The sequence below is a fragment of the Streptomyces sp. WAC03905 genome (assembly GCF_057371075.1).
Map to the genome: position 1 here is coordinate 1500901 of NZ_JBXYDZ010000003.1, position 22274 is coordinate 1523174.

Genomic DNA, 22274 nt, shown 5'->3' on the forward strand with positions numbered 1-22274 from the left:
GTCAGGCGGCTGTCCGCTGCCTGCGTGCGGCCATCACGGCGTAGACGGCGACGCCCGCGAAGAGGAAGAGCACGCCCTGGTAGACGGCGGCGTATCCGGAGCCGGCCACCAGCCAGAGGGAGAAGCCGAAGGCGAGGACGGCGAGGGCGCCGTCGCGGGCCAGGCGTCCGCGCCGGACGCGCTCGCCCTGGCCGGAGAGCAGGAAGTAGATCTGCGCGGCGGTGGAGAGCAGGTAGGGGACGGTCGCGGTGAAGGTGGTGACGAGGACCAGGATCTCGAAGACGCCGTCGGAGCCCGCCGTGTAGTTGTAGACGGTCAGGGCCGAGGCGAGGGAGGTCGTGACGACGACGCCGACGACCGGGACGCCGCGCCGCTTCGTCTCGAAGGCGCGGGGGAAGAGGCCGTCCTTGGCGGCGGCGTACGGGGTCTGGGCGCTGAGCAGTGTCCAGCCGTTGAGGGCGCCGGCCATCGAGACGACGGCGGCGCAGGCGACGAGGGTGCCGCCCCAGGTGCCGCCGAACATGGCGTTGACGGCGTCGGTGAAGGGGGCCTCGGAGGATACCAGGCTGTCGTGGGCGACGAGCCCGAAGACGGACAGGGTGCCGAGCAGGTAGACGGCGGCCGCGCCGGCGGTACCGAGGATCGTGGCCCGGCCGACGTTGCGGGCGGGGTCGCGGACCTCACCGGCGCTGACGGCGGCCGACTCGACGCCGAGGTAGCTGAAGAGCAGGATCGCCGCGGAGGCGGAGAGCGCACCGGCGGGGCTCTGTCCGGTCGCCTGGAACGGGCCGAGGTTGGCGGGGTCGAAGAAGAACAGGCCGCCCACGGCGACCAGCATCAGCGGGGCGAACTTCAGCACGGTGGCGACGAGTTGGACGGCACCCACGTAGCGCGTGCCGGCCAGGTTGGCGAGCGCGGGCAGCCACTGCATGGCCAGGGCCGCCAGGCACATCGACCACTGGTGCGCGCCGATGGCCGGGAAGAGGACGCAGAGGTAGCCGACCGAGGCGACGGCGAGGGCCGCGTTCGACACCCAGGAGGTGATCCAGTAGCTCCAGGCGGCGAGGAAGCCGGCGAAGTCGCCGAAGGCCGCGCGGGCGTAGACGTACGGGCCGCCGGTCTGCGGGTGCCGGTGGGCGAGGCGCCCGAAGACGAGTGCGAGGGCGATCGCTCCGAGGGTGAGCACCGCGAACGCGACGAGGCTGATGGTGCCGAAGGGGGCGACCGAGGCAGGGAGGAGGAAGATCCCGCCGCCGATGATGTTGCCCATGACCAGGCAGGTCGCGATGGGGAGGCCGAAGCGTCGGGCGTGGGGGTCGCGGCCCGGCTCGGGGGGTGCGGTGGCCTCGGCGGGTAGGGCTGCGGTGCTGGTCATCGGTGGTGCGCCTCGGGTCGTCTCACATGGTGGGCGGGTCGACACATGGTCGGCCACCGTGCGGGTCGTACCAAATCAGCGGGTTTCGTCCCGTGCGGGCAGCCCATCGGAAGGAAAGATTCCGCTCGGGGGGCCGCCCGGCGGGCGATTCTGCGGCCCGTCCTCGCAGGCCCCCCGGCCGCCCTCCGCCGGCGGGGCGGCGGCGTACTGCCCCGCCGCGCGGGACGCCGACGCCCGCGCCCACCCCTCCCCCGTCGGCGCGACCGGCACCTGCGGCCCGTCCGCTTCCCTGAGCCAGCGCCGCAGGACGCGGTGCACCGCCTCCGCGCCGACCGGCTCCGCCCCCGGGTCCGACAGCTCGGCGGGCCACATCAGGAAGGGGCGGCCCTGCTCCCCGCCGAGTCCGCCGTGCGAGCCGATCTGCTCCTCGAAGGCGTGCACCGCGCCCGTGTCCGGGTCGTACGCCGAGTTGACCATGATGTCGGCCACGTGCGGGAAGGCGTTGGTGCGCCGTACGGCCGCGGCCGCGCCGGGACCGAAGGCGGCGAGCAGTTCCTCCGCCTCGCCGGGCACGTCCAGCCGGGCCCGCGCCCCGTGCGGGCCCAGCACCACGCCGTCCACCAGCAGGAAGCCCACGCCCGGGTGGTTCGCCAGGGTCGCCAGCAGCGCGGGGTGCGTGCGCTCGACGCGGGCCAGGGAGGCCCGGCCGGGGATGTCGGGGAAGGAGATCAGGGCGAGGTTGCCGGAGGCCAGCACCACCGGGTCGGAGCCGGGGCCCGGACGGGCCTCCTCGTCCTCCTCCACCGGCCGGTGCAGCGCCGCAAGGACGGCGGCGCGCGCCTCGGCCCCGCTGCGGGTACGGCCCGCCTTGCGGGAGACGGGCAGCCCGCAGCCCGCCCGCACCAGGTCCTTCAGGGTGAGCCCGTACCGCGCCAGGAAGGTCTCTCCCGGGCTCTGGCCGTGGTCGGACAGCAGCACGATCCGGTACGGGCGCGGCGCGTGCTCGGCCACGCGGGCGATCAGCGCGAGGCTGCGGTCGAGGCGCTCCAGCACCTGGTCGGTGTCCCGGCCGCGCGGGCCGGAATGGTGCGCGACCTCGTCGTAGGCGACGAGGTCGGCGTAGACCACGGCGCGTCCGGCGAGCATGTCGCCGATCACCGCCGCCACGACCACGTCCCGCTCGACGACGGTCGCGAAGGCTCGGATCAGCGGATAGAGCCCGCCGCGCGAGACCCGGGGCCGGTCGCCGCGGATCCGCGCCCGCAGGGACTGGACGATCTCCCGGACCGCGTCGGAGACGAAGGACAGGGCGGTGCGGACGGCATTCGCCGGATCGGAGAAGTACGCGAAGTAGCCCGCGCGGGACCGGTTGGCGCGGCCGCGCCGGGCCGAGACCGAGAGCACGAGCGCCAGCTGGTCCGCGCCCCCGCTGAACAGGTTGCCGCGGCTGGCCCCGTCGAGGGTGAGCAGCCCGCCGTCCCCGGTGCGTTCGACGGCCCGCCGCTGGAGTTCCGCGGCGCTGGTGGGCCGGTTGCAGACCATCACCTCGCCGGTCTCCTTCTCGTACCAGCGGAAGGCGGGCACGTCGAAGGTGGAGCCGTGCAGGATGCCGAGCTGGCTGGCGCCGGTCTGGCTGGACCAGTCCGTGCGCCAGGGCGTGAGGCGGTGGCCGCGCTCCAGCCAGCCGGCGACGGTGGGCATCAGCGCGCTGTTGCAGGCGTCGCGCAGCACCTCGTGTCCGACCCCGTCGAGTTGGACGACCAGCAGCCCGGGCGCGGGCGCCCCGGTGCGGGGCACGCCCCCGCGGCCCTGCCGCCGGCGGCGGCGGTCGGCGAGCCGGTAGAGCCGGCGCCGGTACGCCTCGTCGTCGCGCACCGCGAGCGCGGTGGAGGTCGCCGAGGCCACCGCCGACATCACCGCGGCCACGACGACGGCCGTCTCGGGTGCCGCCTCACCCCGCCCGTCGGGGATCAGCCGGAGCGCGAGCAGCAGGAGCGAGCCGTTCAGGAAGAAGACGAGCAGCCCGAGCACGAGGGCCGGGACGAGCAGCAGGGCCCGGACGACCGCGGGCCAGACCAGGGCGGTCAGCAGGCCGAAGGCGCCGGCGCCCCAGGCGGCGGTGAGGCCGATCTGCGTGATGCTGTCGCCGTCGTCGGACTGGAGCCGGAAGTCCGGCAGGATCCCGGCCAGGGCCAGCATGGTGAGGGTGGACACCGCCCAGACGATGAGCACCCGCACCAGGGCGTTGCCCGTCGTCCGCCACCTTCGTCGCCGCACCGTGCCACCACCCCCGGGGTTCGTCGTCCGACTCCAGGCTCGCACAGCGGCGGCGGACCGGCCGGGCGACCGGGAAGGGTGGTGACGGGAGGGTCGCGGCCGAGGTGGTGCGGAGCCGGGAGCGCCGGTCAGGTCCCGTCGTATCCGGCGGTCGGCATGGACAGCCGGCGGTGCACCTCGGCCTTCATCTCGGAGGTGTAGCGGGGCTCTTCGTCCCCGGCGGTCTCCAGGCGCACACCGCGCCGCTCGCACTCGGCGGTGAACTCCTCGACGCAGCCCAGGGCGCGGGCCAGGACCCGCTCGTTGGCGGCGACGAACAGGTCGACCCGGCCGGCGTCGATGTCGGACCAGAAGCCGCAGTGGTCGGCGCGCAGCCCGTAGACGAGCAGCTGCTTGGTCACGACGTAGCCCCGGTCGGCCGCCCAGCGGGCGCACACGGCGTACTGGCCGCGGGTGTCCACGGCGAAGGGGTCGGCGTCCAGGTCTTCGAGCGGGGCCAGGCTGGCGATCGCGGCCACGCGCAACTCTTCCATGCCGCCGGACCCTACTCCGATCCGCCGCCCGAGAGGAGGGGCTGCCGGGTTCCGGTTGCGGAGCGGTGGCGGGAGCCTGCGGCCCGGCATGATGGGTAGGAGAGTCCGAGCCGGTGGGACGTCGAGGGAGGGAGGGCCTGGTGCCGGTGGAGATCACCTGGTGGGGCCATGCGGCGTGCACCGTCGAGGATTCCGGGGTGCGGCTGCTGACGGACCCGCTGTTCACGCGGCGGCTCGCGCACCTGCGGCGGCGCCGCGGGGCGCTCCCGCCGCCCGAGGCTGCGGTGGCGGACGTGGTGCTGGTCTCGCACCTGCACGCGGACCACCTGCACCTGCCGTCGCTGGGGCGGCTCGCGCACGGGACCCGGCTCCTGGTGCCGCGCGGGGCGCGGCGGGCGGTCCCGGGACTGGCCCGGCTCGCCGGGCGGCGCGGGCTGGCGGTGACGGAGACGGCGCCGGGCGAGGAGACCGACGTCGGGCCGGGCGTACGGGTCCGCGCGGTCAGCGCCCGGCACGACGGGCGGCGGCTGCCGTTCGGACCGCAGCTCGCGCCCGCCCTCGGATACGTGGTCCAGGGCGCGGCGCGGACCTACTTCGCCGGGGACACCGGCCTGTTCGACACGATGGCCGAGGAGGTCGGACCGGTGGACGTGGCGCTGCTGCCGGTGGGCGGCTGGGGCCCGTACCTGGGGCCGGGGCACCTGGACGCCGGGCGGGCGGCGCGGGCGCTGGCGCAGCTGTCGCCGGCGGCCGCGGTGCCGGTGCACTACGGGACGTACTGGCCGGTGGGGATGGACGCGGTGCGCCCGCACGAGTTCCACGCGCCGGGCGAGGAGTTCGAGCGGTTCGCGCGGCGGCTGGCGCCCCGGACGGCCGTACGGGTGCCGGTGCACGGCGAGCGGGTGCGGCTGCCGTGACGCTCCGGGACCTGACGGCTGCTGCGGCGGTGGCGGCCTCCGCGGCGGCGGGGACCGGCCAGGTGCCGCCGGAGACCACCCAGCAGGCGGTGGGCTACCCGGCGCTGTTCGTGCTGGTGGCGCTGGGCGCGCTGGTGCCGGTGATCCCCACCGGGGCGCTGGTGAGTTCGGCGGCGGTGGTGGCGTTCCACCACCAGTCGCCGCCGTACGGGGTGTTGCCGGTGTTCGCGGTGTCGGCGCTGGCCGCCTTCACGGGGGACCTGGCCCTGTACTGGCTCGGGCAGCGCGGGGTGCGTTCCCGGGGCGGGTCGCGGTGGCTGAGGGCGCTGCGCGACCGCGCCGCGCCCGAGCGGCTGGAGCAGGCGCAGACCAAGCTGGACGAGCACGGGGTCATGGTGCTGGTGCTGTCCCGGCTGGTCCCGGCGGGCCGGATCCCGGTGATGCTGGCCTGTCTGCTGGCCGAGCTGCCGCTGCGCCGGTTCGCCCGCGGGGACGGTCCCGCGTGCCTGGCCTGGGCGGCCACGTACTGCCTGATCGGCATCCTGGGCGGTTCGCTGTTCTCGGAGCCGTGGAAGGGCGTGGCCGTGGCGGTCGCCCTGGCGCTGCTGGTCAGCGCCGGCCCGGCGGCCTGGCGCCGCCTGCGCCCGGACACCCCCTAGTCCTTCGGGCGGGCGGCCGTCGGGGGGAAGGCGAGGCCGGTGGGGGTGTTGAGGCCGGTGAAGGCGAGGGTGATCTGGCCGCCGCCGCTCTCGCGGACCCGCACGACACGGTTGTTGAAGCCGTCGGCCACGTACAGCCCGCCGGAGCCGTCGAGCGCGAGGCCCAGCGGGGAGTTCAGGCCGGTGACGGGCACCGTGGTCTGCGGGCCGCCGTCCGCCGGCACCTTCACGACCCGGTTGTTGCCGCTGTCCGCGATGTAGAGGTCGCCGACGGCGTTGCGGGCCAGTCCGGTCGGCTGGGAGAGTCCGGTGGTCGCCACGGTGCTCTGGCCGCTGCCGTCCGCGGCCACCTTCACGACCCGGTCGTTGACGAAGTCGGAGACGTACAGGCTCCCGTCGGGCGCGATGGCCAGCCCCCAGGGGTGTAGCAGCCCGGTGGTGGGGACGGTGCTCTGGCCGCTCCCGTCCGCGGCGACCTCCACGACCCGGTCGTTGAAGCTGTCGGCGATGAAGAGGTTCCCGGCCGCGTCGACGGCGAGCCCCAGCGGGCGCGACAGGTCCGTGGCGGGAACGACGGACTGTTCCCCGCCGTCCGGCGGCAGGACGACCACCCTGTTGTTGCCGGTGTCGGAGACGTAGAGCCGGCCCGCGGCGTCCCAGGCGAGGCCGGTCGGCCGCACGAGGCCGTCGAGGGGCACGGTGCTCTGGTCGTCGGCGCCGCCGTCCGCGGGCAGGGAGACCACGCGGTTGTTGCCGTAGTCGGACACGTACAGCGGCGGTCCGGCGGGGGATCCCGCGTCTCCCGGCTGCGCGGCGCCCGCCGCCCCCGCCGGGAGGGCGCACAGCACCAGCAGCCCTACGGCGGCGGCCAGCCGGCCGGTCCACCACCGGGCGGCGGTGCGTCCCGCGGGGGCCGGGGGACCGATCGTTCGCGCCTGGTCCGTCATGCGTTCCACGACTCACCCACCTGATCTGGACGGTCGGCCCGGTGCCGTACCCCCGCCGACCCTAGGAACCCCCGCCCGAGGACGCGGGAGCCACGCCACCGCAGCCCGCCCCGGCCACTCCAATGCCCGCCGCCGCGGGGCCGCGCCGACGCGGCCGTCACCCGCCCCCGGCGCTCTCCCCCTGCTCAGAGGGTGTCCGCCGCCCGGGCCCTGTCGTCAAAGTTGCACCTGGCCCGCGGCGCCACTTCGACGACAGGACCTAGGCGACGTTCGGGTTGGCCGGCTGTTCCGAGCCCGTCGCCACCCGGCGGCCCTTGCCGCGCTTGACGATGACCACGGTCTTCATGGTGACCCCCGGGTAGTTCGGGGTGTAGTACGCGCCCGTCCAGTAGTCGTGGAAGGAGGCCACCGTGCCGATCGTGTACGTCATCGGGTTCGCGGCGGTCTGGCCGCTTCCGGCGAAGGCCTCCATCGTCACCGTGTCCTGGCCGTCCATGCCCACCACCGCCGCGGCGTGGTACTGCGACATGATCTGCTCCCCGGGGTTCATGGCGAGCATCAGGTAGGCCTGTCCCACCACCGGGCTGGCGTCGCGGTCCGTCGCCCCCTGGAAGTCGCCCGCGCGGTCGCGGTTCTGCTCGTCCGACATGCCGAAGGCCTTGAGCCCGGCGCTCGTACGGACGTTGCTGTTCGCGCCGTCGGCCAGCTCTCCGACGGCGTTGTGCATGATCTCCTCGGCCGTGTGGAGGCAGTCGTCCAGGATGTTCCGCGCAAGCTCGTGCTCCTGGTACAGCTCCGTGCCGCCGAAGAGGGCCTGCTGCGCCGTGCCGGTCGGGCGCAGGGCCGGGGAGTAGGACCCCGCGGGCGCGCTGACGCGGATCCAGATCGACGTGGCGTCGTCGCTCGGGACGGCGAAGACGCCGTTCGCCGAGACCGTCATGTGCTGCTGGTTCGCGCCGGCCTGCACCGCCCAGCGCTGGACCGAGTCGTGGGCCGCCCCCCGGTCGGCCCGGCCCGTCTCCTGTGCGTGCAGCTCGGTCCTCGGCGCCGCTCCGCTCATGGCGCGGCGCGCGTTGCTCTCCGCCTCCCGCTCGAAGCGGTCGGAGGGGTCGGAGACCCGCAGGCCCGCTCCGTTGTCCGTACCGGCCACGGGGCCCCGGCGCTGCTGGATCACGTGGGTGAGTTCGTGGGCGAGCGTGAGCCTGTCGGCGCCGCCCTCCCCGATCACCACGTGGTTCCCGCTGGTGTAGGCCCGGGCGCCCACCTCGGCCGCCGACGCCTTCGCCGCGCTGTCGTCGTGGATGCGGACGTCGGAGAAGTCGGCGCCCAGCCGGCTCTCCATGTCCGCGCGCGTTCTGCCGTCCAGCGGCCTGCCGCCGCCCCGCACCACGTCGTGCACGGCCGAGCGCTGGACCGGCGCCTCCTCCGCCTCGTGGCCGCACCCGGCACCGTGCCGGTGCTGCTGCTTCAGACGCTGTACGACCGCCGCGTTCCCCACCGTCGCCTGCAGCCCGAGGAGCCCGGAGGCCCGTACGGGGGGTGCGGTGACCGGCCCGCGGACCGTCGACCGGGCGTCCTCGGTGGCGTTCGACCTGGCCTTCGCGTGGTTATGCACTGGCGCTTCCTTCGTCGGGGAACCGGAGCCGTACGTGATGCCCGTGTCCTGCCTGCGTCTCGCGTACGTCCTGGTCCTGCATACGCCGGGCGACCCGGTGGACGCCAGGTACCCGAGGGCAGACCCGACCGGCCGCGAGGGCAGTCCCGGTTCCTCCCGCAGGACGGACCCTCCGCTACGGCCTTCGGGCGGTAGCCGGGTCCGGGAGGGTGCGGGAGGCTCCGACCGGGAGGTCCCAGAGGTCCTCCCGGGGCAGGTCCGCGCGGGCCCAGGCCGCCAGCGTGCGGTGCAGGGGTTCCATCACCGGTTCGGCGGAGAGGACGAAGGCCGCCCAGTGCATGGGGGCCATCCGCCGGGCCCCGAGGTCGAGGCAGGCCTGCACGGCCTCCTCCGGGTCGGCGTGCACGTCGCCGAGCCACCAGCGCGGTGCGTACGCGCCGACGGGCAGCAGCGCGAGGTCGATGCCGGGGTGGCGGCGGCCGATCTCCCGGAACCACCGGCCGTAGCCCGTGTCCCCGGCGAAGTAGACCTTCCTCGGGACCGGGCTCAGGGTGTCGGTGAGGACCCAGCCTCCCCACAGGGACCGGCAGGTGTCGGTCAGGGACCGCTTCGACCAGTGGTGGGCGGGGACGAACTCGAAGCGTACGCCGTCCAGTTCGGCCGCCTCCCACCAGTCGAGGTCGGTGACCCGGGTGAAGCCGCGGCGGCGGAACCAGCCCGCGAGGCCCGCCGGGACGAACAGGGCGGTGTCGCGGGGCAGGCGCCTGAGGGTGGGGGCGTCGAGGTGGTCGTAGTGGTTGTGGCTGATCACGACCGCGTCGACGGGCGGGAGGTCCTCCCAGCGCACCCCGACGGGCGTGATCCGGGCCGGGGTGCCGAGGATCCGCCGGGACCAGACGGGGTCGGTGAGCACGGTCAGTCCGCCGGTCCGCACGATCCAGCTGGCGTGCCCGGCCCAGGTGACGGACACCGAGCCGGGGGCCGTCGCGGGCAGCGGGCCCGGCGCGTAGGGCAGGTCCGGGATGCCGCGCAGCCCTTCGGGCCCGGGCCGGAAGGCGCCCTCGCGGGCGAGCCGGGCGAAGGCACGGACCCCGGGCAGCGGGGTGGTCAGCCGGTCGGCGAACGAGCGGGGCCAGCGGCGGTGTTCGCCGATGGGGCGCGGCGCGGACGGGCCGGGTTCCCGCGCGGTGGCGGCGGCCGGGCGGGCGGGCCCCGCGGCGGGGGCGGCCGGGGCGGGTGCGGGGGCGGCGTCCGTCCGGTCGCTCATCGGGGGTCTCCGTTCACCTTGGTCGCGGGGTCGGGGGGGGCGGGGGCGCGGGCCTCCCGGGGGTCAGGCCAGCCCGGCCAGGACCGATCCGAGGAGGTCCAGGGAAGCTCCGTACGTGGGCGAGTGCGAGCGGATCGGGGGCGGTGAGGGCGGCCAGCCGCTCCTCGGGGGTGACGCCCAGCAGCGGGCCGGTGGACAACCTCACGCGCAGCGCGCCCAGTTCGTCCCCGAACCGCTGCCCGCCGGGGGTGGGTGCGCCGAGCCGCCCGCCGAGCCAGTCCTCCAGCTCCAGGGCGTCGCCGACCCCGTGCCGGGCGAGCCCGTCGCGCAGCGGGTCGAGGTCGGCGTAGAGGTGACGGCCGGCCTGCGGGGGCCGGGCCAGGGCCCCCGCGGCGCGGATCTCGCGGTGCGCGGCGGCGGCCACCAGGCCGTGCAGGCGGGCGGCCGCGTACGCCCGGGCCGCGACGGCGTCGGGTTCGTCGAGGGCGTGGGCCGCCGCGCCGGCGACGGGCCCGGCGACCATCGCGCCGGTGGCGGTGAGGACGTCGAGGGTGTGGGCGTGCAGCCGGGCCCCCTGCGGGGTGGCGGGGAAACGGACCACGGCGGCGGGCCAGCCGGCGGGGAGCAGCGCGCCGGACAGGTCGACGAGGACGGCGCTCCGTTCGGGCAGCATCTCGGCGGGGCTGAGGACGAGGTCGTCGTGGGGCCGGTGGACGGTGTCGCGCCAGCTCTCGTCGCTGACGACGAACAGTCCTGCGCTCTCGGCGGCCTCGCAGGCCTCGCGCACCAGTTCGGGCGGCGGCACGGTCGCGGTCGGGTCGTCGGCGACCGACAGCAGCAGGACCCGCGGGTCGCCGCCCTCGGCGCGCACCCGCCGTACCGTCTCCAGCAGGGCGTAGGGGTCCGGTACGCCGCCGCACTCGGCCGGGGTCGGCACGTGGTAGGCCCGTCGTCCCAGGAGCCGCACCTGCGGGGTCCACCAGGCGGGGCAGGGCCGGGGCAGCATCACGTCGCCCCCGTGCGCCCCGAGGAGGGCCAGGAGCAGCGCCGGGGCGCCGGGGCCCGCCGCCACATGCTCGGGGGTGGTGGCCAGTCCGCGGCGGCCCCAGTACCGGCAGGCGGCCCGGCGCAGCGAACGGCCGCCGCCCGGGGGCTGGGGCGAGGAGCGGCCGGCGGCCGCGCCGAGGACGGAGATCAGTTCGGAGAGCACGGGCAGGCCGGGCTGCGGCGCGGGCGGGCCGTAACGGACCGGGCCGCGGCCCTGCGCCGTCGTGCGTTGCATCCCCTCCACCGCTGTCCGCCTCCCGCGTTCGTGGCGCCGCACTCCGCCGACCCTGACCTTTATACGATTATTCGGTCACCTATGCCCGTTGTCGGGCGTCGCCGTTCGGGTCGCCGACCCGGGCTAGGGGGTGTCCGACCTTGATCCGCCGGACACCCCCCAAGCCCGGGCGGCCCACCATCGCGACCAACCCGGCCCCGGCGTCCGCGGCCCGCGGGACGCCGGCCGGCACCGCGTCGCCGGGGGTGACGCCCCCGGGGGCACCTCTCCTCGCCCCCCGCCACGCCCTGCCACCGACCCGCCCGGAGCCCTTGCCGCACCGACATCCTGTCCATATGTCAAAACGCGTATCTCACATGACGAACTGATCACTTACGGTGGTGTCCACGCTTCGACGAGGAGGGGCACAGCCATGGACGCCACGAACGCAGCCACGAACGCAGCCACGAACACCGCCGGGGAGACCGCCGTCTACACGCACGGCCACCACGAGTCGGTCCTGCGCTCGCACCGCTGGCGCACGGCAGAGAACTCGGCCGCCTACCTGATCGGGGAGCTGCGTCCCGGAAAGGCGGTGCTGGACGTGGGCTGCGGTCCGGGCACGATCACGGCGGACCTGGCCGAGCGGGTCGCACCGGGCGGCCGGGTCACCGCCGTCGACGCGGCCGGGGACGTCCTGGCGCAGGCGCGGGCCCATGTGGCCGAGCGCGGTCTGGAGGAGGCGGTGTCCTTCGCCGTCGCGGACGTGCACGCCCTGGACTTCCCGGACGACTCCTTCGACGTGGTCCACGCCCATCAGGTGCTGCAGCACGTCGGGGACCCGGTACGGGCGCTGCGCGAGATGCGGCGGGTGTGCCGGCCGGGCGGGATCGTCGCCGCGCGGGACGCGGACTACGCGGCGATGACCTGGTTCCCGGCGACGCCGGGACTGGACGCGTGGCTGGACCTGTACCGGCGGGTGGCCCGCGCCAACGGCGGCGAGCCCGACGCGGGCCGCCACCTGCGGTCCTGGGCCCGGCAGGCCGGTTTCACGGACGTGACCTCCTCGGCCACCGCCTGGTGCTTCGCCACCCCGGAGGAGACGTCGTGGTGGTCCGCCCTGTGGGCCGACCGCACGGAGGCCTCCGCGTACGCGGACGTCGCCGTCCGGGGCGGCCACGCGACCACCGCCGACCTGGCCGCCGCCGCGCACGCCTGGCGCACCTGGGGCACCTCCCCGGACGCCTGGTTCGCGGTCCTGAACGCCGAAATCCTCTGCCGCGCCTGAGCGGTGGCCGCGGCCACGGCGGCAGCCTCCCACCTGGGGCTATGGCGTGCCCACGTCCGTGCGTACGGCGCACCGCACGGCACCGCACCACGCACGACCGGGAGACCGCCCCATGACCGCAGCGCCGCAGCCGTCCGCTCCGCCGGCACCGCCGGGCCCGGAGCCGGAAGGCGCTCCTCGTGAGGACCGCCGTGGTCGCCGGCCTCGTGTTCGCGCTCGGCGCCGGTGCGGCGCACTGGTTCGTCAGCCGGTGCCTGGGCCCGGCGGACTTCGGTTTCAACGAGGAACCCGACAGTTCAACGAGGAACCCGTCAACAACCGGCACCGGTCGGGCAAACAGTTCACCCTCCGCCTCGACGACATCAGGAAACAGCCGGCCGCATGCGGAAGTCGTAGCGGGCGGGCAGGGGGCAGTCCGTGAGGGCGGACCAGAGTTCGGACAGGGTTTCCTCGCCCTCGCGCAGATCGGGGAGCTCGAAGCCCTCGTCGAAGACCCGGCGGGCCGCCCGGACGTGGCCCTCCGCCGCGAGCAGCCGGGCCGCCAGCAGCCGGAAGCGGCCCTGTTCGCGCAGGGCCGGGCGGAGCCGGTCCCAGACGGACCGGGCCTGCTCCGTCCGGCCCGCAGCCAGCAGCGCGGCCATCGCCTCCTGGCCGAGCGCCGACTCCGCCGCCGTCCACGGCTCGCCCCCGCGGCTCTCCGCGGCCAGGTCCTCGAAGGCCGCCGCGAACCTGTCCGCGGCCCGCGCCGCATCGCCCGCCAGCGCGTCCGCCACCGCCAGGCAGCGCAGCAGCGGCCACTGCGAGGGGGCGAGCGCCAGCCCGCGCTCCCAGCTGCGCACCGCCTGGGCGGTGTCCCCCGCGTGCCACTGGGCCACCCCCAGGTGGTACTCCGTCAAGGGGTCCGCGGGCGCCGTCTCCAGCATGTCGCGCCAGTGCGCGGCGACCAGGCTCGGGCCCGGCGGGACCACCCGGCGCGGGGCGGGCAGCACGCCCGTGCGCCACAGCTCCAGCCACGGCTCCTGCTCGTCGCCCAGCGTGGCTTCCTCGAACGGCGTGCCCGGCAGCCGGTGCCCGGCGCACAGCACCTCCAGCGCGCCCCACCCCGAGCCGGCCGCCAACCGCTCCCCCGGTTCGGTGTCGGCGTGGCCGCGCCACGCCTCGTACGCCGCGTCCACGCGCTCGCGCGGCAGTACGGCGTCCAGCGCGTCCTCGGCGGCGCCGCGGGCCGCCGCCCAGTCGGCGCCGTGCACCGCCGACGGCTCCGCCGACAGCGGCCCGTACGCCTCCAGCCAGCTGAACTCCGCCCCGCCCTCCAGCCGTACGTGTTCCAGCTGGGTCCGGGCCAACCCTGCCTGGATCTCCGCGTACCCGCCGGTGCCCGGTTCCGTCAGCCACTCCTGCCAGCGCCGCCCGCCGCCGCCCGCGCCCCACACGAACAGCTTGCGCCCCCGCAGCCGCCCGGTGGAGGTCTGCACGAGGCCGTGCCCGGCGGCGTCGAGGGAGGCGATCCAGGGCCGCGCCCCCTCGGGGACCTCGTAGAAGTAGTCCGCCGGGTACTCGCTGCGCAGCGGGTACGTACGGTCCGCGGCCTGCCACTCCGGCACGGGGATCCGGCGCAGCGAACGCTCGTACCCGAAGTGCCAGGCCTCGTCCGCGGGGGCCAGGACACGGCTGCCCGGGTCCTCGGGAACGGCGGTGTTGGACCACCAGTACACGGGGGCGGGCCGTTCGTGCGGATTGCGGACGCGGACGCCGACGTACAGGAACGGCGAGTCCTCGGGGAGCCACAGGTCCACCTGGAACGGCAGGTCGCGCAGCCGCTCCCACTCCCACAGCCGGACCATCACGCCGCCGTCCGGGGCCGGGACCAGCGCGGCGTGCAACGGGGCGCAGGAGAGGGTGGTGTGGCCGGTCGCTCCGGTGTTCCACTCGATGCCGCCGGAGAACCAGGCGCCGTTCAGCGCGAAGTTCGCGGGCTGGAACACCGGGTTGCGGTACAGCAGTTCGCGCCCGGTCGGCAGGTGGACGAGCGAGTGGACCCGTCCGCCCAGCCCCGGCAGCACGGTGACCCGCAGGTGCTCGTTCTCGATGACGACGGCCTCGAACTCCCGCTCCGCGCGCTCGCGCCGGTACCCGTCGCGGATCCGTAGGGGCAGCAGCGAGCGCAGCGGCTCGTAGCCGATCTGCCGGGCCATGTCGCGGGGCAGGCCGCCGCGGGAGCGCTCGTCCAGGTCGTGCACCCCGTCGGGCGCGCGCAGGGCGGGCAGCGGGTTGTCGGAGCCCAACGGGGCTGCGGGGAGGGTCAGTACGGCGCGTCGGACGGTGGTGGCCATGAGGAAATGGAACACGCCACGGCGGCCGGTGCACAGGGGTTCCGCGGATCACCACCGGTCAGGATTACGCAAAGGCGCCCGCCACCAGGTCCGCCAGGAGCGCACCCGCACGGCCGTCCGGATCGAGGTCAGGGTCGTAGACGGTCACGTTCAGCCCCACGCACCGCGGGGATCCCACCAGGACCGCCAGCAGGTCGGCGACCTCCTGCGGCCGCAGTCCCCCGGGGTCGGGGCTGTCCACGGCGGGCATCACCTCCGGGTCGAGCACGTCGGCGTCCAGGTGGACCCAGAACCCGTCGGTGACGGGCGGATGCAGCCCGTCCAGGGCCGACCGGGCCACGGCCGCGGCGCCGCGCCGGCGGATCTCGCCGACGGTGGCGGCGAAGATCCCGGCCTCCGCCAGCTCCAGCAGGTCCGCGTCACCGTCGCGGAGCCCGAAGAGCCGTACGTCCTCGTCGCGCAGGTACGGCGCGAGGCCCTCCAGGTCGCTGAGGGAGGCCTGTCCGCGGCCGGTGGCCAGGGCCAGTTCCTCGCCTCCGGCGGCCCCGACGGGACCGTTGACGGCGGTGTTGCCGGGGTGGCGGAAGTCCGCGGAACCGTCGACGGCGGCGAGACCGTAGCGGCCGGTGCGGCGCATGGCGAGGGAGGCGCCGAGCTGGATGGAACAGTCCCCGCCGAGGACCACGGGGAACTCCCCGGCCCGCAGGTGCGCTTCGATGCGGTCGGCGAGGGTGACGGTGTACGCGGCGATCGCCCCGGCGTTGAAGACGCCGTCGCCCTCCTCCCAGTCTCCCCGGTCGTAGCGGGGAGGCACCACGACGCCTCCCTCACGTGCCCCGAGCCTGCTCAGCAGGCCCTGTTCGCGCAGGGCGCCCGCGAGTTTGTAGACGCCGGGGACGGTCCCGGGGGCGGGTGGCCGCAGACCCAGGTTGGACGGTGCATCGAGCAGTACGAGGGTGCGCATCCCCCCATCCTGCGCGATCGGGCGCCGTGGCGGGCGGCGATCCGCCGAGCGGGCGGTGTCATCGCGGGCGTCGCATCCCGGCGGTGACGGCCCAGCGTTCGTGGTCGCGCCAGGCGCCGTCGACGCGGAGGAACTCCGGGGAGAGCCCCTCCAACCGGAATCCGGCGCCGCGGACCAGCGCGATCGAGGCGGCGTTGCCGGGCTGGACGTTGGCCTCCAGCCGGTGCAGGCCGAGGCCCTCCCCCTCGGGGGCGAAGGCGTGGTCCAGTACCAGGCCGAGGGCTTCGCGGAAGAGCCCGCGGCCCGCGGCGTGCGCGAAGGCCCCGTAGCCCAGGGCCCCGCACTCGAAGGCGCCCCGCACGATGTTGTTGACGTTGACGAAGCCGGCCAGGGCGCCGGTGGCGAGTTCGCACACGAGGAACCCGGTGCGGTCCTCGCCCCCGGTCAGCCGTGCCGCGTAGGCCTCGTACTCCTCGACGGTGGCGGGCGGGAACAGCCAGGGGCGGTGCAGGTCCCGGCTCTCGCGCACCCGCGCGGTGAACTCGGCCCCGTCGGCCTGCCGGTAGGGGCGCAGGCCGACGCGCCCGCCCTCCCGGACGTAGATCGAAACGGTCATCCTCCCAGGCTAGGGGGTGTCGCCCGGCCCGGGATCGGGCGTCCCTCAGGTCGTGTCCAGCGCGAGGCGCGGCACGTCACTGCGCTCGATCCCGAAGACCTGCGCGTAGAGCGACAGTTCCGCCTCCAGCGCCCGGATCATCGTGTCCGCCCGGCGGAAGCCGTGGCCCTCGCCCTCGAAGGCGAGATAGGCGTGCGGCACCGGCCGGCCCCGCATCGCGGCGAGCAGCCGCTCCGCCTGCGCCGGCGGGCACACCGGATCGTCCAGCCCCTGCAGCAGGACGAACGGCGCCGTGATCCGGTCGGCCCGGGCCACCGGGGAACGCTCGCGGCACACGACGGCGAGGGTCTGCGGCGGCCCCGCCAGGCCGTCGATGTAGCGGGACTCCAGGTCGTGGGTCTCCTCGGCGAAGCCGCGCAGGTCCAGCACCGGGTAGATGATCGCCGCGCAGGCGTACAGGTCGGTCGCGGCCAGCGAGGCCGCCGCCGTCCAGCCGCCCGCGCTGCCGCCGCGGATGGCGAGCCGGACGGGGTCGGCGGTGCCCTCGGCGGCCAGCGCCCGGGCCACCGCCGCGCAGTCCTCCACGTCCACCACGCCCCACTGTTCGCGCAGCCGCTCCCGATAGGCGCGGCCGTAGCCGGTGGAGCCGCCGTAGTTCACCTCCACCACGCCGATCCCGCGGGAGGTGAAGTAGGCGATGTGCAGGTCGAGTACGGGCGGCACGTGGTCGGTGGGTCCGCCGTGCGCCCACACCACGTACGGGGGCAGTTCGTCGGCGGCGGCCCGGCAGGACGGGTGGTGCGGCGGATAGACGTGCGCGTGGATCTGCCGGTTGTCCGGGCCGAGGAAGGTCCGGCTCAGCGGCTCGGGGTAGTAGGCCGGGTCCACCGGGTCCGCGCCCTGCGCGCCGACGACCCTGGCGTGCCCGGTGGCGGTGTCCAGCTCGACGACCTCGTAGGCGCTGCGCGGGCTGGCGGCGACCCCGTAGACCCGGCTGCCGTGCACGGCGAGCGTCGGCTGCCAGGCCGTCCACGGCCCGGCCGCGTCGACCAGGTCGCCGCTCTCGGGGTCGAGGATGCCGAGCACCGAGGAGCCCTGGCCGTGCAGCACGGCGACGAGCCCGTCGGGCAGCGGTGCGAGCCAGCGCAGCCCGGGCTTCCACAGGGCTCCTCCGAACTCCTCCTCCCGCAGGCACAGGTTGACGGCCCACCCCGTGTCCGGGTCGACCCGGTACGGGTTCCACCAGCCGCCGCGGTCACTGACCGCCAGGAGCGTTCCGTCGGCCGTCCAGTCGACCTGGGCCACGGACTCGTCGGGGCCGCCGAGGACCGTCCGGGGCCCCGCCAGTCGCCCGTCGGCGGTGATCTCGGCCAGTTGCAGCTCGGTACCGTCCCAGGGCATCAGGGGGTGGTCCCACACCAGCCAGGCCGCCCGCCGGCCGTCCGGGGAGATCCTGGGGCCGGTGGTGAAGCGGTGCCGGTCGCCGGTCAGCTCCCGCACGGCCGTCCGGTCCGCGGCCGCCGACCCGTCCAGCGGTACGGCGGCCAGGACCCGGCGCACGTCGGTCGGCGCGGGCCCGGTGAACTCCTCCAGCACGCACCACACTTCGTCGCCGCGCAGCACCGGGTCGGCCCAGCGCAGCCCGCCGCCCGTCGCGGACACCGGGGTCAGGGGCCGGGGTCCGGGGGCACCGGGCGCGTCCGGCTCGTACGCGTACAGCCGCTGGTCGGCGAAGTGCACGAACACCAACAGGGGCCCGCCGGTGGCCCGTTCGGCTCCCGCCCAGGGCAGACCGCCGTACTCGGTGACCCGGCTGCGCACGTCCCACGGCGCGGGCAGCTCGCTGACCTCGCTGCCGCTGCCGGCGGGGCGGCGGCGCACGAGGGCGCGGCGGCCCGCCTCCCGCGGCCGGGGCTCGGTCCACCACACTTCGGGGCCGACCGCGCCGAGGTACTCGGGCCGTCCGTCGCGCGAGGCGGCGAGGCCCGCGTCGATGGGCGAGGGCCAGCTCCCGTAGGGACAGGTCGGCGTCGCGGACATCAGCGGGCCCCGCTCACAGGGCGCGCAGCGCGCGGTCGAGGACGCGGACGCCGAAGTGCAGCGCCTCGACGGGGACCCGCTCGTCCACTCCGTGGAAGAGGGACCAGTAGTCGAAGCCGGGTGGCAGCTTCAGCGGGGAGTAGCCGTAGCCGGTGATGCCGAGCCGGGAGAACTGCTTGGCGTCGGTGCCGCCCGCCATGCAGAAGGGGACCACGTGCCCGTCCGGGTCGAACCGCTCGACGGACTCGCGGAGCACGGCGTACGTCCGCCCGTCCACGGGAGCTTCGAGCGCGACCTCCCTGTGGTGGAACTCCCAGGTGACGTCGGGACCGGTGAGCTCGTCGAGGGCGGCGGTGAACTCGGCTTCCCCGCCGGGCAGCATGCGTCCGTCGACGAAGGCGGTGGCCTCCCCGGGGATCACGTTCAGCTTGTAACCGGCGCTGAGCATGGTCGGGTTGGAGCTGTTGCGGATCGTCGCCTCGACGAGGGTGGCGGCCGGGCCCAGTTTGCCGAGGACCGTGTCGAGGTCGAGGCCGGGGCGCCGCGGGTCGACCGACAGGCCCTGGAGGGCGGCCAGTTCGGTGATGCAGGCGGCCACCGTGTCGGTGAGCCGGACCGGCCATTCGTACGCGCCGATCCGGGCGACGGCGGCGGCCAGCCGGCTGACGGCATTGGCCTTGTTGGGCTTGGAGCCGTGACCGGTGGTGCCGCGCGCGGTCAACTTCAGCCAGGCGGTGCCGCGTTCGCCGGCGGCGATCGGGTAGAGGGCGCGGCCGGGGCCGGTGTGGACGGTGAAGGCGCCGGATTCGCTCAGGCCCTCCGTGCAGCCCTCGAAGAGTTCCGGGTGGTGGTCGGCGAGGAAGCCGGAGCCGTCGACGGCGCTGTCCTCCTCGTCGGCGGTGTAGGCGATCACGATGTCCCGGCGCGGGCGGACCCCCGCGCGGGCCCAGGCCCGTACGACGGCCAGCACCATCGCGTCCATGTTCTTCATGTCGACGGCGCCGCGCCCCCAGACGACCCCGTCCCGGACCTCGCCGGAGAAGGGGCCCACGCTCCAGTCGGCGGCTTCGGCGGGGACCACGTCGAGGTGGCCGTGGACGAGCAGGGCGTCGGCGGACGGGTCGGTGCCCGCGATCCGGGCGACGACGTTGGTACGGCCCGGGGTGCGCTCCAGCAGGAGCGGCTCCAGGCCGGCGGCGGCGAGCCGTTCGGCGACGTATTCGGCGGCGGGCCGCTCGCGGCAGTCTCCGCCGCCCCGGTTGGTCGTGTCGATCCTGATGAGGTCCGAGGTGAACGCGACGGCCTCGTCGAGGGCCACCCCGTCCACCGCGGTGACTCCGTCCACGGTGCCGCCGGCATCGTCGGCGTCGACGGGAGCCCCGGTGTCGATTGCGCGCATGTCAGCCATACTGCTCCTCCACGGCCGCCGAGACGACCGTCGTGACCGCCTTGAAGGTGCGGATCCCCTCGTACATCGTCTCGCTGGTGTACGCGACCCTGCGCTCCCCGCTGCGACGGACCCCCGGGACCACCGTCGCGGACATCGCCAGGTGCTCGGCGTCGAACTCCAGCTCCACGGTGTACGGGCCGCGGCCCGGCACGGGGTCGCGCCGGACGGCGAGGGCGGTGGCCTGCTTGGCGGCGGTCCGGATGTCGGCGGCGGTGCGCGCCGGGGTCCGGCAGACGGCGGCGTAGCGCGAGACGTGGTCCTTGACCGCGACGGTCATCGCCTCCGGGGCGTATCCGGCGGCGTCGACGCAGGTCAGGTCGTCGCCGGTGACCAGGACGACCGGGACGCCGTACTCGGCGACGACGTGGGCGTTCAGCAGCCCCTCGCTCGCGCGGGTCCCGTTGAGCCAGACGCCGGTGATGGAGTTGGCGAGGTAGGTGTGGGCGAGCACCCCTTCGGAGCCGGCGCCGGTGTGGTAGCCGACGAAGGCGATGCCGTCGACGTCGCCGTGCTGGACGCCCTCGACCATGGAGAGCGACTTGTGGCGGCCGGTGAGCATTTCCGCGCGGGCGTCGAGCCGCTCCAGCAGCAGATTGCGCATGGTCCAGTGCGCCTCGTTGATGACGACCTGGTCGGCGCCGCCGTCGTAGAAGCCGAGTACGGCGGCGTTGACGTCGGAGGTGAACATCGCCCGGCAGCGTTCCCACTGGGGCGTGCCCGGCAGCACGTCTGCGGGCCAGGTGACGCCGGTGGCGCCTTCCATGTCGGCGGAGATGAGGATCTTCATCGGGCCCCCGTGCGGTCGGTTGCGCGGTCGCGCGCGACGCGGACGGCACGCACTGCGCCCAGCCTAAGGGCTGCCCCGTCGTCCGGGGCGGATCAGCGCGCGGGCGCGGCCGGGGCGCGAACTCCACCCGAACCGGTGAGGGGCCCGACCCGGCCCGGGCCCGCCGGGGCCCGGGCAACAGCCGTGCTCAGGCCTTGCCTTCGACCTCCGCGGCCAGGTTGGCCAGCAGGGTGTCGTAGATCCGGGCGAGGCCCTTGGGGGCGAAGGTGCGCTCGAAGAAGCCGCCGATGCCGCCGGCACCGTTCCACACGGTGGTGACGACGGCCTTGGACCTGCCCTCGCCGGCCGGGGTGACCAGCCAGGTGGTGACCATGGAGGAGTTGCGGTCCTTCTCCACGAGCTGCCCGTCGGTGGGCTCGGTGACCTCCAGCAGGCAGTCGCGCACGCGCTTGCTGGTGGCCTGCAGCTTCCAGTGCACGAGGGTGCCCTCGCCGTCGCCGCCCTCGCGCACCTCGTACTCGCTGAAGTGCTCGGGCAGCAGCTTGCCCCGGGTCCCGCTGTAGTCGGCCAGCGCGTCGAAGACCGTCTCCGCGTCGGCCCCGATGATGCGCTCCGTGGTGGCCTCGACCTGCGCCATACCTGTTCCTCCAGCAGTTGTGTCCGCTCGTCACGGCGAAGCCAACCACCTCCGGGGCGGTGGCCCAAATCCGGGTCGGACGGAGCGGCGGACGCACGCGGCCCGCCGCCCCGGCGGGTCCGGCACCGCACGATCATGGGAACGTTTGTTCTATTCTTTCGGCAGAGCTACCGAGGGAGGCGCACCATGCGCTGGGAGAACCTGACCGAGGGCCCCGCGGGGCCGGCCGCGCTCTTCGGGGCCGACGCCGTCGTCACCCGCACGATCGACACCCCCGAGTTCAGGGGGATCACCTTCCACGAGGTGCGGGCCCGTTCGATCGTCAACCGGGTCCCCGGCGCCTCGCGCATGCCGTTCGAATGGACCGTCAACCCCTACCGCGGCTGCAGCCACGCCTGCGTCTACTGCTTCGCCCGCAAGACGCACAGCTACCTGGACCTCGACACCGGCCTCGGCTTCGACTCCCAGATCGTCGTGAAGACCAACGCCCCGGAGCTGCTGCGCCGCGAGCTCGCCGCGCCCCGCTGGAGCGGCGCGCACATCGCCATGGGCACCAACGTGGACTGCTACCAGCGGGCCGAGGGCCGCTACCGGCTGATGCCCGGGATCATCGAGGCCCTGCGCGACCGCGCCAACCCCTTCTCCATCCTCACCAAGGGCACGCTGATCCTGCGCGACCTCCCCCTCCTGCGCGAGGCCGCCGAGGTCACCGAGGTCGGGATCTCCGTGTCCGTCGGCTTCACCGACACCGCCCTGTGGCGGACCGTGGAACCCGGCACACCCTCCCCCGCCGCCCGGCTGAACGCCGTACGGACGCTGACCGACGCCGGGATCGAGTGCGGGGTACTGATGGCGCCGGTGATCCCCTTCCTCGGCGACTCCCCCGCGCAGCTGCGGGCCACCGTCCGGGCCGTCGCCGAGTCCGGCGCCACCTCCGTGACACCCCTGGTACTCCATCTGCGGCCCGGCGCCCGCGAGTGGTTCACCGCCTGGCTGGGCGAGCACCACCCGCGCCTCGTCGAACGGTACGAGCGGATGTACGCGGGCGGCGCGTACGCGCCCACCTGGTACCAGCGGATGATCACCCGCCAAGTCCACGAACTGGCGGCCGAATTCGGCATCGGCCCGGCCGGGCGCGGCACGTCGCGCCGGATCGCGGCCCCCGACCGTCCGGACGGGTCAGCGCCCGCCGGGGCGACCCAGCTGACGCTCCTGTGACGCCCCGCGCGCCCTGAACGGTCATCACATCGGGCCAATAGGCCGTCCAATGCCGTCTTCCAGGCGAGGTTTCCGGGACGATTCCGCCCA

At 75.1% G+C, this 22274-nt stretch carries 18 protein-coding genes; 4 read left to right on the forward strand and 14 right to left on the reverse strand.

The window, feature by feature from the left end:
• Position 1 precedes the first annotated feature (1 nt).
• From AC2RP6_RS09490 to AC2RP6_RS09500, 3 genes are all read right to left on the reverse strand, one after another.
• Positions 2 to 1375: an amino acid permease gene (locus AC2RP6_RS09490; RefSeq protein WP_486445810.1), complete on the reverse strand. Its 1374-nt coding sequence runs from the start codon at positions 1373 to 1375 to the stop codon at positions 2 to 4.
• Positions 1376 to 1450: 75 nt separating this feature from the next.
• Complete coding sequence (locus AC2RP6_RS09495; protein ID WP_486445811.1) at positions 1451 to 3652, reverse strand: phage holin family protein; 2202 nt, start codon at positions 3650 to 3652, stop codon at positions 1451 to 1453.
• Between the two features lie 128 nt (positions 3653 to 3780).
• Positions 3781 to 4185, reverse strand: a complete 405-nt coding sequence (locus AC2RP6_RS09500) for a hypothetical protein (RefSeq protein ID WP_486445812.1) — start codon at positions 4183 to 4185, stop codon at positions 3781 to 3783.
• Positions 4186 to 4325: 140 nt separating this feature from the next.
• Between AC2RP6_RS09500 and AC2RP6_RS09505 the strand changes: the two genes are divergently transcribed.
• Both AC2RP6_RS09505 and AC2RP6_RS09510 read left to right on the forward strand, forming a co-directional pair.
• The gene (locus tag AC2RP6_RS09505; RefSeq protein WP_486445813.1) at positions 4326 to 5102 is read left to right on the forward strand and encodes an MBL fold metallo-hydrolase; all 777 of its coding nucleotides are present in this window, start codon (positions 4326 to 4328) and stop codon (positions 5100 to 5102) included.
• A gap of 29 nt (positions 5103 to 5131) precedes the next feature.
• The gene (locus tag AC2RP6_RS09510) at positions 5132 to 5761 is read left to right on the forward strand and encodes a DedA family protein (protein WP_486450272.1); all 630 of its coding nucleotides are present in this window, start codon (positions 5132 to 5134) and stop codon (positions 5759 to 5761) included.
• On the opposite strand, the gene AC2RP6_RS09515 is transcribed toward AC2RP6_RS09510, so the two are convergent.
• From AC2RP6_RS09515 to AC2RP6_RS09530, 4 genes are all read right to left on the reverse strand, one after another.
• Positions 5758 to 6708 carry a virginiamycin B lyase family protein gene (locus tag AC2RP6_RS09515; protein ID WP_486450273.1) on the reverse strand — a complete coding sequence of 317 codons (951 nt, stop codon included), beginning with the start codon at positions 6706 to 6708 and terminating at the stop codon, positions 5758 to 5760. The genes AC2RP6_RS09510 and AC2RP6_RS09515 overlap by 4 nt on opposite strands.
• A gap of 259 nt (positions 6709 to 6967) precedes the next feature.
• Positions 6968 to 8323 (reverse strand): eCIS core domain-containing protein, encoded by a 1356-nt coding sequence (locus AC2RP6_RS09520; protein WP_486445814.1) that lies wholly within the window; start codon positions 8321 to 8323, stop codon positions 6968 to 6970.
• Positions 8324 to 8498: 175 nt separating this feature from the next.
• Entirely contained in the window at positions 8499 to 9590 is a 1092-nt protein-coding gene (locus AC2RP6_RS09525) for an MBL fold metallo-hydrolase (protein WP_486445815.1), read from the reverse strand.
• A 13-nt stretch (positions 9591 to 9603) separates the two neighbouring features.
• Entirely contained in the window at positions 9604 to 10872 is a 1269-nt protein-coding gene (locus AC2RP6_RS09530) for an aminotransferase class I/II-fold pyridoxal phosphate-dependent enzyme (RefSeq protein WP_486445816.1), read from the reverse strand.
• A 412-nt stretch (positions 10873 to 11284) separates the two neighbouring features.
• Here AC2RP6_RS09530 and AC2RP6_RS09535 point away from each other — a divergent pair, with 412 nt between their 5' ends.
• Positions 11285 to 12139 (forward strand): methyltransferase domain-containing protein, encoded by an 855-nt coding sequence (locus AC2RP6_RS09535; protein WP_486445817.1) that lies wholly within the window; start codon positions 11285 to 11287, stop codon positions 12137 to 12139.
• Between the two features lie 362 nt (positions 12140 to 12501).
• Here the strand turns inward: AC2RP6_RS09535 and AC2RP6_RS09540 are convergent, their stop codons facing one another.
• The 7 genes from AC2RP6_RS09540 to AC2RP6_RS09570 form a co-directional block, all read right to left on the reverse strand.
• Complete coding sequence (locus AC2RP6_RS09540) at positions 12502 to 14472, reverse strand: DUF5107 domain-containing protein (RefSeq protein WP_486445818.1); 1971 nt, start codon at positions 14470 to 14472, stop codon at positions 12502 to 12504.
• A 64-nt stretch (positions 14473 to 14536) separates the two neighbouring features.
• Positions 14537 to 15436, reverse strand: a complete 900-nt coding sequence (locus AC2RP6_RS09545) for an arginase family protein (RefSeq protein WP_486445819.1) — start codon at positions 15434 to 15436, stop codon at positions 14537 to 14539.
• A 58-nt stretch (positions 15437 to 15494) separates the two neighbouring features.
• The gene (locus AC2RP6_RS09550) at positions 15495 to 16052 is read right to left on the reverse strand and encodes a GNAT family N-acetyltransferase (RefSeq protein WP_486445820.1); all 558 of its coding nucleotides are present in this window, start codon (positions 16050 to 16052) and stop codon (positions 15495 to 15497) included.
• 45 nt (positions 16053 to 16097) lie between these two features.
• Positions 16098 to 18092 carry a prolyl oligopeptidase family serine peptidase gene (locus AC2RP6_RS09555; RefSeq protein WP_486445821.1) on the reverse strand — a complete coding sequence of 665 codons (1995 nt, stop codon included), beginning with the start codon at positions 18090 to 18092 and terminating at the stop codon, positions 16098 to 16100.
• A 13-nt stretch (positions 18093 to 18105) separates the two neighbouring features.
• On the reverse strand, positions 18106 to 19500 hold the full coding sequence (locus tag AC2RP6_RS09560) for a M20/M25/M40 family metallo-hydrolase (RefSeq protein WP_486445822.1): 1395 nt from the start codon (positions 19498 to 19500) through the stop codon (positions 18106 to 18108).
• Complete coding sequence (locus AC2RP6_RS09565) at positions 19493 to 20329, reverse strand: M55 family metallopeptidase (RefSeq protein ID WP_486445823.1); 837 nt, start codon at positions 20327 to 20329, stop codon at positions 19493 to 19495. Before AC2RP6_RS09565 ends, AC2RP6_RS09560 begins: the two co-directional genes overlap by 8 nt.
• 187 nt (positions 20330 to 20516) lie before the next feature.
• Positions 20517 to 20966, reverse strand: a complete 450-nt coding sequence (locus AC2RP6_RS09570) for an SRPBCC family protein (protein WP_486445824.1) — start codon at positions 20964 to 20966, stop codon at positions 20517 to 20519.
• A gap of 186 nt (positions 20967 to 21152) precedes the next feature.
• On the opposite strand from AC2RP6_RS09570, the gene AC2RP6_RS09575 reads away from it, so the two are divergent.
• On the forward strand, positions 21153 to 22184 hold the full coding sequence (locus AC2RP6_RS09575; protein ID WP_486445825.1) for an Rv2578c family radical SAM protein: 1032 nt from the start codon (positions 21153 to 21155) through the stop codon (positions 22182 to 22184).
• Positions 22185 to 22274 lie beyond the last annotated feature (90 nt).